The sequence below is a fragment of the Burkholderia mayonis genome (assembly GCF_001523745.2).
Lineage (GTDB): Bacteria > Pseudomonadota > Gammaproteobacteria > Burkholderiales > Burkholderiaceae > Burkholderia > Burkholderia mayonis.
This window is the reverse complement of the sequence record NZ_CP013386.1, coordinates 3,668,427-3,681,420: the sequence shown is the minus strand read 5'-3', so window position 1 is coordinate 3,681,420 and position 12,994 is coordinate 3,668,427. Positions and strand designations below refer to the sequence as shown.

The 12,994-nt window shown below is 66.6% G+C and carries 11 protein-coding genes and 1 pseudogene; 5 read left to right on the top strand and 7 right to left on the bottom strand.

What is annotated here, in order from left to right:
- Positions 1-155: 155 nt before the first annotated feature.
- The 7 genes from WS70_RS17800 to WS70_RS17770 form a co-directional block, all read right to left on the bottom strand.
- On the bottom strand, positions 156-1,181 hold the full coding sequence (locus tag WS70_RS17800; RefSeq protein ID WP_108033975.1) for an XdhC family protein: 1,026 nt from the start codon (positions 1,179-1,181) through the stop codon (positions 156-158).
- Positions 1,182-1,376: 195 nt separating this feature from the next.
- Complete coding sequence (locus WS70_RS17795; protein WP_059469369.1) at positions 1,377-2,780, bottom strand: amino acid permease; 1,404 nt, start codon at positions 2,778-2,780, stop codon at positions 1,377-1,379.
- A 206-nt stretch (positions 2,781-2,986) separates the two neighbouring features.
- Complete coding sequence (gene rqpR / locus WS70_RS17790) at positions 2,987-3,643, bottom strand: response regulator transcription factor RqpR (protein ID WP_059469373.1); 657 nt, start codon at positions 3,641-3,643, stop codon at positions 2,987-2,989.
- On the bottom strand, positions 3,640-4,482 hold the full coding sequence (locus WS70_RS17785; protein ID WP_059469368.1) for a sensor histidine kinase: 843 nt from the start codon (positions 4,480-4,482) through the stop codon (positions 3,640-3,642). Before WS70_RS17785 ends, rqpR begins: the two co-directional genes overlap by 4 nt.
- Positions 4,483-4,904: 422 nt before the next feature.
- The gene (locus WS70_RS17780; protein WP_059469367.1) at positions 4,905-5,675 is read right to left on the bottom strand and encodes a ferredoxin--NADP reductase; all 771 of its coding nucleotides are present in this window, start codon (positions 5,673-5,675) and stop codon (positions 4,905-4,907) included.
- Positions 5,676-5,930: 255 nt separating this feature from the next.
- The gene (locus WS70_RS17775) at positions 5,931-6,737 is read right to left on the bottom strand and encodes an endonuclease/exonuclease/phosphatase family protein (RefSeq protein ID WP_059469366.1); all 807 of its coding nucleotides are present in this window, start codon (positions 6,735-6,737) and stop codon (positions 5,931-5,933) included.
- Positions 6,738-6,743: 6 nt separating this feature from the next.
- The gene (locus WS70_RS17770) at positions 6,744-7,316 is read right to left on the bottom strand and encodes a hypothetical protein (protein WP_059469365.1); all 573 of its coding nucleotides are present in this window, start codon (positions 7,314-7,316) and stop codon (positions 6,744-6,746) included.
- Positions 7,317-7,733: 417 nt separating this feature from the next.
- Between WS70_RS17770 and WS70_RS17760 the strand changes: the two genes are divergently transcribed.
- The 5 genes and pseudogenes from WS70_RS17760 (at position 7,734) to WS70_RS17740 (ending at position 12,894) form a co-directional block, all read left to right on the top strand.
- Entirely contained in the window at positions 7,734-8,714 is a 981-nt protein-coding gene (locus WS70_RS17760; protein WP_059469364.1) for an AAA family ATPase, read from the top strand.
- Positions 8,715-8,785: 71 nt separating this feature from the next.
- The gene (locus WS70_RS17755) at positions 8,786-9,898 is read left to right on the top strand and encodes an NAD(P)/FAD-dependent oxidoreductase (protein ID WP_059469363.1); all 1,113 of its coding nucleotides are present in this window, start codon (positions 8,786-8,788) and stop codon (positions 9,896-9,898) included.
- Between the two features lie 143 nt (positions 9,899-10,041).
- Positions 10,042-10,356, top strand: coding sequence for a high-potential iron-sulfur protein (locus tag WS70_RS17750; RefSeq protein ID WP_059469362.1), 315 nt, complete (start codon positions 10,042-10,044; stop codon positions 10,354-10,356).
- A gap of 213 nt (positions 10,357-10,569) precedes the next feature.
- Positions 10,570-10,920, top strand: a pseudogene (locus WS70_RS17745) (MFS transporter); the annotation flags it as partial.
- A gap of 345 nt (positions 10,921-11,265) precedes the next feature.
- Positions 11,266-12,894, top strand: coding sequence for an ABC transporter substrate-binding protein (locus tag WS70_RS17740; protein ID WP_059469361.1), 1,629 nt, complete (start codon positions 11,266-11,268; stop codon positions 12,892-12,894).
- Positions 12,895-12,994 lie beyond the last annotated feature (100 nt).

Here is a 12,994-nt window from a genome sequence, read left to right as displayed (position 1 = left end):
AGCCGTGTGGCTTGGCTGCAGCGCTGAATGATGAGCGTCGATTTGCGATTAGCGACTGTCGAATGCCAACCGTCAACCGCCGACCGCCGACCGCCCAACCGCCCAACCGCCCAACCGCCGACGCCAACCGGTGATCGATGCGCGCCGCCGCCGCGTTAAATCCCGCAGACCGCGCCGCCGCCCGCCGCGACCTCCCGCGCCGCTTTCGCCCCTTCGACCTGCAGGATCGTCGGCAGCGACACGCCGTTCTTCGCCGCCGTCACCTCGGCGAGGATCGACACCGCGATCTCCGGCGGCGTGCGGCTGCCGATGTAGATGCCCGCCGGGCCATGCAGCCGCGCAAGCGCCGCCGCGCCCAGATCGAACTCGCGCAGCCGCTCGCGCCGCGCCTGGCTGTTGCGCCGCGAGCCGAGCGCGCCGACGTAGAACGCCGGCGTCTTCAGCGCTTCCATCAGCGCGAGATCGTCGAGCTTCGGATCATGCGTCAACGCGATCACCGCCGAGCGGCGATCGAGCTGCATGTCGAGCACGGTATCGTCGGGCATCGTCCGCACGAGCCGCGTGCCCGGCACGTCCCACGCGTCCGTGTACGCTTCGCGCGGATCGCAGACCGTCACCTGATAGTCGAGCCCGACCGCGATCTGGCACAGATAGCGCGACAACTGCCCCGCGCCGATCACGAGCATCCGGTAGCGCGGCCCGTGAATCGTCACGAGGCGCGCGCCGTCGAAGGACAGCCCGTCGGTCGCGATCGCGGGCGCGAGCGCCGCTTCGCCCGTCGCGAGATCGAGCGTGCGCGTGACGAGCCGGCCGCGTTCGAGCGCGTCGCACAGCGCCGCGATGCCGCTTTTCGGCGCGAGCGGTTCGAGCACGAGCTCGATCGTGCCGCCGCACGGCAGGCCGAAGCGATGCGCTTCTTCGGCCGTCACGCCGTACTTGACCGCTTCGGGCCGCGCCCAGCTCGCGACGCCCGACGCCTGCACGCGTGCGATCAGATCGTCCTCGATGCAGCCGCCCGACACCGAGCCGACGACGAGCCCGTCGTCGCGCACCGCGAGCATCGCGCCCTCCGGCCGCGGCGACGAACCCCAGGTCCGCACGACCGTCACGAGCAGCGCGCGGCGGCCGTCGCCGAGCCAGCGCGCGCCCGTCCTCAGCACTTCGAGATCCATGCTTTCCATGATCCGATCCTTGCGACGTCCCGGCCGGCGGGAGACCCGGCCGCTCGATGGCGCGATTATGGCGCGTCCGGTGAAAGCGCGCAGGAGCGGCCGCGCGCGCAAAAAAAACGCTCCCGGAAGTCGGGAGCGCCTATTGCACGCGCCGGCGAGCCGCTCGAGCAGGCCCGCTGCGCGCGATACGCGGGAAGAAACGCGTCAGTGCTGCTCGGCGCCGTGCGCGAGCTTCGAATGACGGCGCGAGTACGCGAAGTACACGACGAGGCCGATCACGAGCCACGTCCCGAACGCGATCCACGTGACGGGCTGCAGGTTCAGCATCAGGAACAGGCAAGCGGCGACCGCGAGGATCGGCACCACCGGCACGCCCGGGCAGCGGAACGCGCGCGGCAGATCCGGGTGCGTGCGGCGCAGCACGAGCACCGCGATCGACACCATCGAGAACGCGGCGAGCGTGCCGATGTTGATCAACTCGGCGAGCACGTTGAGCGGAATCAGCGCGGCGATCAAGCCGAAGAACAGGCCGACGAGCCAGGTCGTCAGGAACGGCGTCGCGAAGCGCGGATGCACGCGCGACAGCGCGGCGGGCAGCAGGCCGTCGCGCGACATCGCGAAGATGATCCGGGTCTGGCCGTAGCTCATCACGAGAATCACGGTCAGCATGCCGACGACGGCGCCGAGGTCGATGAAGCCCGCGACCCACTTCTCGCCCGCGATTTGCAGCGCGTACGAGATCGGATGCGAGACGTTCGCGTACTGCGCCCACGGCACGATGCCCGTCGCGATAGCCGCGACCGCGACGTACAGGAACGCGCACACGCCGAGCGACGCGATGATGCCGATCGGCAGATCGCGCTTCGGATTCTTCACTTCCTCGGCCGCCGACGACACCGCGTCGAAGCCGATGAACGCGAAGAACATCACGGCCGCCGCGCCGAACACGCCGTTCCAGCCGTGCGGCATGAACGGCTTCCAGTTCGCGGGCGTCACGTGGAAGACGCCGACCGCGATCACGAGCAGCACGACCGCGACCTTGATGAACACCATGATGTTGTTTACGCGCGTCGATTCGCGGATGCCGATCGACAGCAGCGTCGTGATGATGATCATCACGAGGAACGCGGGCAGGTTGAAGTAGGTGACGACGCCCGGCAGCGCGCCCGGCGCGGCGGTGAGCGCCGCGGGCAGAGACACGCCGAAGCCCTGCAGCAGCGACTGCAGGTAGCCGGACCAGCCGACCGACACCGCGGACGCCGCGAGCCCATACTCGAGCATCAGATCCCAGCCGATGATCCACGCGACGAGCTCGCCGAGCGTCGCATATGAATACGTGTAGATCGAGCCGGCGACGGGGATCGTCGATGCGAATTCGGCATACGACAGCGCGGCGAGGCCGCACGCGATCGCCGCGACCACGAACGCCAGCATCAGCGCGGGGCCGGCCTGCACGGCGCCCGTGCCGGTCAGCACGAAGATGCCGGTGCCGATGATCGCGCCGATGCCGAGAAAGGTGAGGTCGACCGCGCCGAGCGCCTTCTTGAGGCCGGCCGCGTGCGCGCCGGCGATCATGCGGTCGACGTTTTTCTTGCGGAAAAGAGACATTGCGAAGAATTGCCGGAAACGCGAGGCGCACCGGAAAGTGGAAAATCCGCCATTTTAGCGGATGTGGCGCGCTTGCCCGTGCCGGACGATGCGCAATTGCGACGCGAGCCGCAAAAAAATCGTCCAATGAAAACAACCGCTTGCGCGCGGCGCGGCGCTGCGCCGCGTCGCGGGAGGCGTCGGCCGCGCGGGGAACGCGCGCCGCGCTACGCGCCGATTGCCGGGTTCATGTCGACGAGCCGGTTGCTCATCACGTAGAACGTCAGCTCCGCGTTGTTCGACAGCTTCATCTTCTCGAGGAGGCGGGTGCGGTAGACGCTGACCGTCTTCACCGACAGCGACAGCGCGTGCGCGATGTCGGTGAGCCGCTTGCCCGACGCGATCATGCAAAGCGTCTGGTACTCGCGGTCGGACAGCTTCTCATGCGGCAGCGGCTCGTTCTCGAACGACACATATTCGGCGAGCGCCTCGGCCATCGCCGGGCTCACATACTTGCGGCCGGCGGCGACCTGGCTGATCGCCGACACCATTTGCGCGGCGTTGACGGTCTTCGACAGATAGCCGGCCGCGCCCGCTTTCAGCGCACGCACGGCGAATTGATCTTCGCGGTACATCGAGAACATCAGCACCGGCATGCGCGGCAGCTTGCGCTTCAGGCGCTTGAGCACCTCGATCCCGTTCATGTCGGGCAACGAGATGTCGAGGAGGATCACGTCGAACGCGCTCCTGTCGGTGATCGCGAGCGCCTCGCTGCCGCACTCGGCTTCCATCACCTCGCGTGCGATGCCGCGGTCGATCAGCAGTTGACGGATGCCTTGGCGGACGATCGCGTGGTCGTCGACGAGCAGGATCTGCAGACTCATCGCGCCTCCTTGCGCATCCTGCGCGCGGCGGCCGGCGTATGCGCGGGGGCGACGAGCGCGGCCCACGCGAAGCGCGCGCAAAGCGCCGTGCCCGTGCCGCTCGAGCGCGGCGAAACGAGTTCGAGCGTGCCGCCGAGCGCTTCGCAGCGCGCGCGCATGCCGCCGAGCCCGTAGCCGCGGCGGCGCGTGGCCGGAATGCCCACGCCGTCGTCGGCGACGACGAGGGTCAGATGCGTGTCGTCGACGTCGATCCGCACGTCGGCGGCCGATGCGCGCGCATGCTTGGCAACGTTTGCGAGCGCTTCCTGCGCGACACGGAATACGGCGAGCGCGCCGTCGGCGGAAAGCTGCGTGACGCGCGCGTCGGCCGCGCAGACGAAGCTCGTGCGCAGGCCGGTGCGCGCGCCGTGCGCGCCGATCCACGCGGCGAGCGCGCCGACGAGCCCCGCTTCGAGCGCGGGTGTGCCGAGGCCGTCGATCAGGCGGCGGTTTGCGGCCGTCGCGGCGTCGAGCGCCTGCTGCGCGAGCGCGAGCGCGCGCCGGCATCCGTCGGGCACGTCGTCCGGCAGCCAGGTTTCGATGTTCGCAAGCGCGAAGCGTGCGGCGGTGAGGTCGGCCCCGAGGCCGTCGTGCAGCTCGCCCGCGAGATGGCGGCGCGCGGATTCGTCGGCGGCGACGAGTTCGGCGGACAGTTGCGCGACGCGCGCGCCGAGCCGCTCGGCGGCAGGCGGGCGCACGGCGGGACGGGAAACGAAAGGAATGCCGGCATCGGTCGCAAGGTCGCGCGACGACGAAGCTAGGGCGCTTGCACTCGACAGCGCAATAGACGGCGTATCCATGACTCTCCCTTTCTGTTCAGAAAGCTATTCAGACACCCACTGGAACGACTGCCGACCGACGCGATCGGCACGGCCAGCCGGGGCGGGGTCAGCAATATGCTTCGGAAACATTATTTACATTCTGTAACATTTTGCGTGGCGCTGTAACAGTGAATGGGACCGTTTTCACGCGCCGCGCATGATATCGCAGAATTATATGCAAAGTCATACTGGGCGGACGCTTTAAGGTGCTCGCCGTGCCTCGGGGTGTTCCCGATGTAGGACAAACGCTGACAGACAACTTCAGCAACACAACGCGAACTTGTAACTATTTTGAGATACAAATATGACGTTTTGTAACCATGTTGCCAAAATCCGACACAAAAAAACCGGAGCGCCAGGCTTCGGTGGCTCCGGTTTTTGATGTGGATTAAGAAACGGGGTCAGTCGACGAACGCGCGCTCGATCACATAGTGGCCGGGGGCGCTGTTCTTGCCTTCGACGAGGCCCGCCTTCTTCAGCAGCTCGGTCGTGTCCTTCAGCATCGCGGTGCTGCCGCACAGCATGACGCGGTCGTGCTCGGGCGAGAACGGCGGAACGTCCAGATCCGTGAACAGCTTGCCGGACGAGATCAGGTCGGTGATCCGGCCTTCGTTCTCGAATTCCTCGCGCGTGACGGTCGGGTAGTAGACGAGCTTCTCGCGGATCACGTCGCCGAGGTATTCGTGGCCCGGCAGGTCGTGCTTGATGAAATCCATGTACGCGAGCTCGCCCTTCAGGCGGCACGTGTGCGTGAGGATCACCTTGTCGAAGCGGTCGTAGATGTCCGGATCGCGGATGATCGACATGAACGGCGCCAGGCCCGTGCCCGTCGACAGCAGCCATAGCGTCTTGCCGGGCAGCAGGTTGTCGGCGACGAGCGTGCCTGTCGGCTTCTTGCCGATCAGGACCGCATCGCCGACCTTCAGGTGTTGCAGCCGCGACGTCAGCGGGCCGTTCTGCACCTTGATGCTGAAGAACTCGAGGTGCTCTTCGTAGTTCGGGCTCACGATGCTGTATGCACGCGTGAGCGGCTTGCCGTCGACTTCCAGGCCGACCATCGTGAACTCGCCGTTGTTGAAGCGCAGGGCTTGTTCGCGGGTGCAAGTGAAGCTGAACAGCGTGTCGGTCCAGTGGTGGACGGACAGGACGGTAGCGGTGTCGAATTTGCTCATGGATTCGGAAACGATGCGGAAACCGAGGGACGGCCCGGTCCGCGGACCGGCCGATGGCGCACGTCATTCGCACGCCTACCCGATAAAACAGACGAGTGAGAAACGCCGTATTTTACCGTGCCTTGGATGCTCGCGTGCTTGATCCCGGCAAACGCGCGGAAATCGCCGACAAACTTGCGTGCGTCTTTCGTCGATTCAGGCAGGCTTTTCGGGGCCGGTGCGCCGGGTGCGTCCGGTGCGGCGCGCGTTCGGGCGTCAGTCGAGCCGCAGCCGCGCGACGTACGGCAGATGATCGGACAGCCATGCGGTTTCGTCGCCGGGCGCGCGCCATTCGATCGGCGTCATCCCGCGCACGAACATCTTGTCGAGCGCGAGCGCGGGCGAGAACGCGGGAAACGTGCGGCCCGACGCGCCGAGCAGCGTCGCGACTTCGGACAGGCCAATCTCGCCGAAGAGCGGGATCGAGTCGTTGCGCCAGTCGTTGAAGTCGCCCGCGAGGACGAGCGGCCCCGTGCTCGCGTGGCGCTCGATCCAGTGCGCGATCCAGCTCATCTGCCGCAGCCGCGCGGCGCGCGTGAGCGCGAGGTGCGCGCACAGCAGCGTGACGGGCGCGCTGCCCGCGAGCGTCGCGCGCGCGACGAGGAGGCCGCGACGCTCGAAGCGGTGCGCGGAAATGTCCCAGCGGCCGCCGAGGTCGAGCGGATGCGGCGACAGGATCGCGTTGCCGTGCCGCCATGAAGGCTTGAACACGTTCGGCCCGAGTGCGATCTGCCAGTCGAGCGCGCGCGCGATCTCGGTCGCCTGGCAGTGCCAGACGTCGTCGACGGGCTCCGCCATCGGCCTGCCGAAGCCGGACGCGAGCATCGGGCGCGGCATGCGCCGCGCCATCGCTTCCTGCAGGAAATAGACGTCCGCGTGCGTCGATTCGACCCAGCTGCGCATCGCGTCCCACGCGGTGAAGCCGAGCGGCGAGCGGCCCTTGTGCAGATTCCAGCTGACCGCCGTGATCTCGTTCTCGGCAGGCTGCGGTTCGGCGAGCGGCAGGGTCTCGGGCACGTGCATGGTCGGTCAGTCCTCGACGACGTGCGCACGCACGCGATAGACGAGTTGCGGGCTGCGGTCGGCCAAGGTCCAGTCGGTCCACTGCGCGGCGCGTGCGTTCAGGCCCGGATGGCTTGCGACGATTCGCAGCGGCGGCGGGGACGTGCACGGCGCGCCGCCGGACGGCACCGCGCCGCCGTCGGCGAGCGTTTCCTGCGCGTCGATCGCGAGCGCGACCGCGTCGCCTTCGACGTACAGCGGCGCGACCGTGATCGTGCGCGACATTTCGGATGCGGGCGCGTCGGCGGCCGACGCGTTCGTCGTCGCGGCGCCGCAACTGGCCGCGGGCGCGACGGGAAAGCTGTGCGTGTCCGAGCGGGCTTGGCCGACGGTGGTCTTCTGCTCGAACGTGTCGATCGTCTGGCCGTCGCGCACCACCTGGATTTCCCAATCGATCACGGACTGCGGACCGCTCTGCGCATGCGCGGAGAGCGCGGCGCAGACAAGCGCGCCCGCGACGCCGGCTTCGAGCACGAATTTTCCGGCGCGGGCGAGCCGGGAGGCGGGACAGGCGGACATCTCACGCTTAAACAAATTCATCGAACTTCCGACCGCGCGGGTAATTGCTCGGTTCATCTTTCGCGCGCGGCGCCGTTATCGGGGACATCGACGAGGTGAGCGCAGCGCGCGGATTTTTCAAGCACCGGGCGGCGCGGCAAACGGGCGCGCCGCGGCGACGGCGCGGCAGCCGGCGCGAGCGGCGAACGCATCGGCTGACTCGTCGACGAGCGGCGCGATGCGCAAGGGCTGCGGACCGCGCCACGGAATGGCGACGGCGCGATGCGCGCACGCACGACGTGAATCTACGATCATACGCGCGGCGCGTGTCGCGTGCAGCGTCGCGAAGATGTTAGCAGCAGTCCCCGGCGGCTGCTCGCTTGCGCGGGATGTCGCGCTGGCTACACTGAAATCGAAGGAGTCTGAAAGACGGACGGCGGCAGCAAGGCGAGGTGTGCGATGACGACGGCGATGGTGAAACAGGAACTGGCGGTGGCGTCGTTCAGTACGGTCTACGATCTGGATCGAATCGAGACGGCGCTGAACGATCTGAACGAAGGCGCAAGCGACGCGCTGCGCGCGACTTACGAGAAGATGCTGAAGACGGGCAACCTGCGCTTTTGCGTGAAGCCGACGCGAATGCCCGCGTTCGATTCGCTCGCCGAGGAATTGCCGAACTTCGCCGAGCCGCTCGACGACGTGCGCAAGCAAGTGGCGCTTTGCCTCGAAACCGACGATCGCCTCGAATTGATGCCGATTCTGCTGCTCGGCGAGCCGGGCATCGGCAAGACGCATTTCGCGAAGGCGCTCGCGAAGATGCTCGGGACCGCTTACCACTACGTGCCGATGAGCTCGCTGACGGCGGGCTGGGTGCTGTCGGGCGCGTCGTCGCAGTGGAAGAACGCGAAGCCGGGCAAGGTGTTCGACGCGCTCGTCAACGGCTGCTACTCGAATCCCGTGATCGCGATCGACGAGATCGACAAGGCGGGCAGCGACGCGCAATACGATCCGCTCGGTGCGCTATACGCGCTGCTCGAGCACGACACCGCATGCGCGTTCATCGACGAATTCGCCGAGGTGCCGATCGACGCGGGCAACGTGATCTGGATCGCGACCGCGAACGACGCAAGCGCGATTCCCGAGCCGATCATGAACCGGATGAACGTGTACGAGATCGAGCCGCCCGACGCGCCGGGCGCGCGCCGCATCGCGCGGACGATCTACGGCGAGATCCGCGACGCGCACGCGTGGGGGCGTCGGTTCCCCGACGCGCTGGGCGACGACGCGCTCGACGTGCTCGCCGCGATGCCGCCCCGCACGATGCGCCGCGTGCTGCTGCACGCGTTCGGCGCGGCGCGGCTCGACGGGCGAGACGCGGTCGCGCCGCGCGACATCCGCACCGACGAAAGCACCGGGCGCCGCCGGCCGATCGGCTTTTGACGGCCGGCAGGCGCATACGCGTCGCGCGACGTACAATCGTAGGTCCTGCTTTCGAAGCGTGAGCGACGCGAATGACGATGGAGCGGATTGACTGTGTGGTGATCGGCGCCGGCATAGTCGGCCTTGCGATCGCGCGCGAGCTGGCCGCGCGCGGACGCGAGACGCTGATCCTGGAGGCGGCCGATGCGATCGGCACGGGCTCGAGCTCGCGCAACAGCGAAGTGATCCACGCGGGGCTCTACTATCCGCGCGGATCGTTGAAGGCGTCGCTGTGCGTGCACGGGCGCGACCTGCTGTACGACTTCTGCGAGACGCACAACGTGCCGCACCGGCGCTGCGGCAAGCTCATCGTCGCGACGTCGCCCGCGCAGGCGAAGCAACTGAAGGCGATCGCCGCGCGCGCGGAGGAAAACGGCGTGCTCGATCTGCTGTCGCTGTCGCGCGACGAAGTGCAGGCGCTCGAACCCGAGCTCGAGTGCCTCGAGGCGCTGTTCTCGCCGAGCACGGGCATCGTCGACAGCCATCAACTGATGCTCGCGCTCCTCGGCGACGCCGAGCGCGACGGCGCCGCGTGCGCGCTGCGCTCACCGGTCGAATCGATCGACGTGGGGGGCGGCTGCTTCGTCGTGCGCGTCGGCGGCGATACGCCGGCCGAGATCGAAGCCGCGTGCGTGATCAACAGCGCGGGGCTCGGTGCGCAGGCGCTCGCGAAGCGCATTCGCGGGCTCGATTCGCGCTGGGTGCCGCCGCTCTATCTCGCGCGCGGCAATTACTTCGGCCTGTCCGGGCGCGTGCCGTTCTCGCATCTCGTCTACCCGGTTCCGGATCGCGCCGGGCTCGGCGTGCATCTGACGCTCGATCTCGCCGGACAGGCGCGTTTCGGGCCCGACGTCGAATGGATCGACACGCTGCGCTACGACGTCGATCCGCGCCGCGCCGCCGCGTTCTACACATCGATCCGCGCGTATTGGCCAGGATTGCCCGACGACTCGCTGCAGCCGGCCTACGCGGGCATTCGTCCGAAGGTCGCGGGGCCCGGCGAGCCCACCGCCGATTTCGTGATCCAGGGCGTGGCGCAGCACGGCGTGCGCGGGCTCGTGAACCTGTTCGGCATCGAATCGCCCGGGCTCACCGCGGCGCTCGCGATCGCGCAGCGCGTCGGCGAAATGGCGGCGCGCACATAACCTCCGTAGGCGGTGCGCCGATTTCTTGTTTTCGATTGGCTTATCTTCGGAATTACCCGCGTCACATTCGGGCGCACGAGCGGTATGCTTGTGCGCTGCTGCCGCTAGAGCAGCGACAACCCACAATGTTGGAGCGAATTCCCATGAAAACGTCCCGCCGGAGTTTCCTGATCACGAGCGTCGGCGCCGTGTCGGCGCTCGCGCTCACGCGCGAAGCGTTCTCGGCCGATCTGCCGATGCTGTCCGAAACTGATCCGACCGCCGTCGCGCTCGGCTACAAGGCCGACGCCGCCAAGGTCGACAAGGCGAAGTTCCCGAAGTACGCGGCAGGCGAAGCCTGTTCGGGCTGCATGCTGTATCAGGGCAAGAAGGGCTCGGCGTCGGGCCCGTGCGGTGCGTTCCCCGGCAAGCAGGTGTCGGCGAAGGGCTGGTGCAACGCGTTCACGAAAATGGCGTGACGCGGCGCGCGGCGTCTTGCGGCGCCGCTTCGCATCGCACCGAAGCGAAAAACGCCCGCGGTCCGACGACAGCGGGCGTTTTTTTATTGCTTGAAATCGATTCCTTCGCTTTCTACACTCGCTCCACGGCCGTTGGCGCAGCGTCAGCTTGTTACGGCGCAGGCGCACGACGCACGACGCACGACGAAAGCACGACGACAGCGAGGGGCGAGGATGGCATCGATTGCGGCTTCGACGAAAACGGCGGGACATGCGCTGAACCGGCGCGCGGTGGCGGCGGCCGTGATCGGCAACGCGCTCGAGTGGTACGACTTCATCGTCTTCAGCTTCATGACGGTCGTGATCGCCGAGTTGTTCTTTCCGACCAGCAGCGAATATTAGTCGCTTCTCCTGACGACCGCGACGTTCGGCGTCGCCTTCTTCATGCGGCCGATCGGCAGCATCGTGCTCGGTCTCTACGCGGATCGAGCGGGGCGCAAGGCGGCGCTGTCGCTCGTGATTCTGCTGATGACGCTCGGCATCTTCCTGATCGCGGTCGCGCCGCCCTATGCGCCGATTTCGATTGATCGCGGCTGCTCGCTGCGGCCGGCCTGCGCGGTCGACGCGCAACGCGTCGGCGCGAATGCGCGCCAAAAAAGATCGCGCAATCCGTAACACTCACGTATCGAACCCGATCCATCGCCGAAGATCGTTACGAAAAATCGAGGATGTAAGGGATAACGCTGATCGCGGCGAATCGCGCCGAATCGGCTCGACGGCGCGCGCGCCGCGCGCGGCCGAGCCACGCATTTCACGATGGCGCGCGCATGACGAATGGATTTTTCTCCGGCTTGTTCCTCTTACGAAAGCTCAAGTAATATCCGCCTACGCCGGCCTAGGCCGGCCTTGAACCGGAGACCTGGAGGAAACATGGAACATAATCGTCTGTTGCGCGCACTGCGTGTTACCGCCATCGCGGGCGTTGCAGCGGCATCTTTCGGCGTCGCGGGCTCTGCATTCGCACAGATCCCGAACAAAACGCTCGTCTACTGCTCAGAAGGCAGCCCGGCGGGTTTCGATTCCGCGCAATTCACGACGGGCGTCGATTTCACCGCGTCGACGTTTCCGCTCTACAACCGCCTCGTCGAGTTCGAGCGCGGCGGCACGAAGGTCGAGCCCGGCCTCGCCGAGACATGGGACATCTCGCCCGACGGCAAGGTCTACACGTTCCATCTGCGCCACGGCGTCAAATTCCATACGACCGATTTCTTCAAGCCGGCGCGCGAATTCGACGCGGACGACGTCGTGTTCACGTTCGAGCGGATGCTCGATGCGAACCAGCCATTCCGCAAGGCGTATCCGGTATCGTTCCCGTACTTCACCGACATGGGCCTCGACAAGCTGATCACGAAAGTCGAAAAACTCGATCCGTATACGGTCCGCTTCACGCTGAAGGAGCCGAACGCGCCGTTCATCCAGAACCTCGCGATGGAGTATGCGTCGATCCTGTCCGCCGAATACGCGGACCAGCTGATGAAGGCGGGCAAGGCGGCCGACATCAACCAGAAGCCGATCGGCACCGGTCCGTTCATCTTCCGCAGCTACACGAAGGACGCGACGATTCGATTCGACGGCAATCCTGATTATTGGAAGAAGGGCGCGGTGAAGATCTCGAAGCTGATCTTCTCGATCACGCCCGACCCGGGCGTGCGCGTGCAGAAGATCAAGCGCAACGAGTGCCAGGTGATGAGCTATCCGCGGCCCGCCGATATCGCGACGCTGAAGGCCGATGCGAACGTCGACATGCCGTCGCTGCCGGGCTTCAATCTCGGCTACCTCGCGTACAACGTGCAGCACAAGCCGGTCGACAAGCTCGAGGTGCGCCAGGCGCTCGACATGGCGATCAACAAGAAGGCGATCATCGAGTCCGTCTATCAGGGCGCGGGGCAGGCGGCGAGCGCACCGATGCCGCCGACGCAATGGTCGTACGACAAGAACCTGAAGGCCGCGACTTACGACCCGGCGAAGGCGAAGGCGCTGCTCGCGAAGGCAGGCTATCCGAACGGCTTCCCCATCACGCTGTGGGCGATGCCCGTGCAGCGCCCTTACAACCCGAACGCGAAGCTGATGGCCGAGATGATCCAGGCCGACTGGGCGAAGATCGGCGTGCAGGCGAAGATCGTCACGTATGAGTGGGGCGAGTACATCAAGCGCGCGCACGCGGGCGAGCACGACACGATGCTGATCGGCTGGACCGGCGACAACGGCGACCCCGACAACTGGCTCGGCACGCTGCTCGGCTGCGAGGCGGTGAAGGGCAACAACTTCTCCGAGTGGTGCTACAAGCCGTTCGACGAGCTCGTTCAGAAGGGGCGCGTGACGACGTCGCAGGATGCTCGTACGAAGATTTACATGCAGGCGCAGCAAGTCTTCGCACAGCAGCTGCCGTTTTCGCCGATCGCGAACTCGACCGTCTATCAGCCGGCGCGCAAGAACGTCGCCGACATGCGGATCGAGCCGCTCGGCTATACGCGCTTCGACGGCGTCAGCGTGAAATAAGCGGCGTCGGTGCGCCGTTAGGCCGACTGCACGATAATCATCCGGCGACGGGGGGCCACGAGCTCCTCGTCGCCGGTCGCACATTTCCCACAAGAAAATA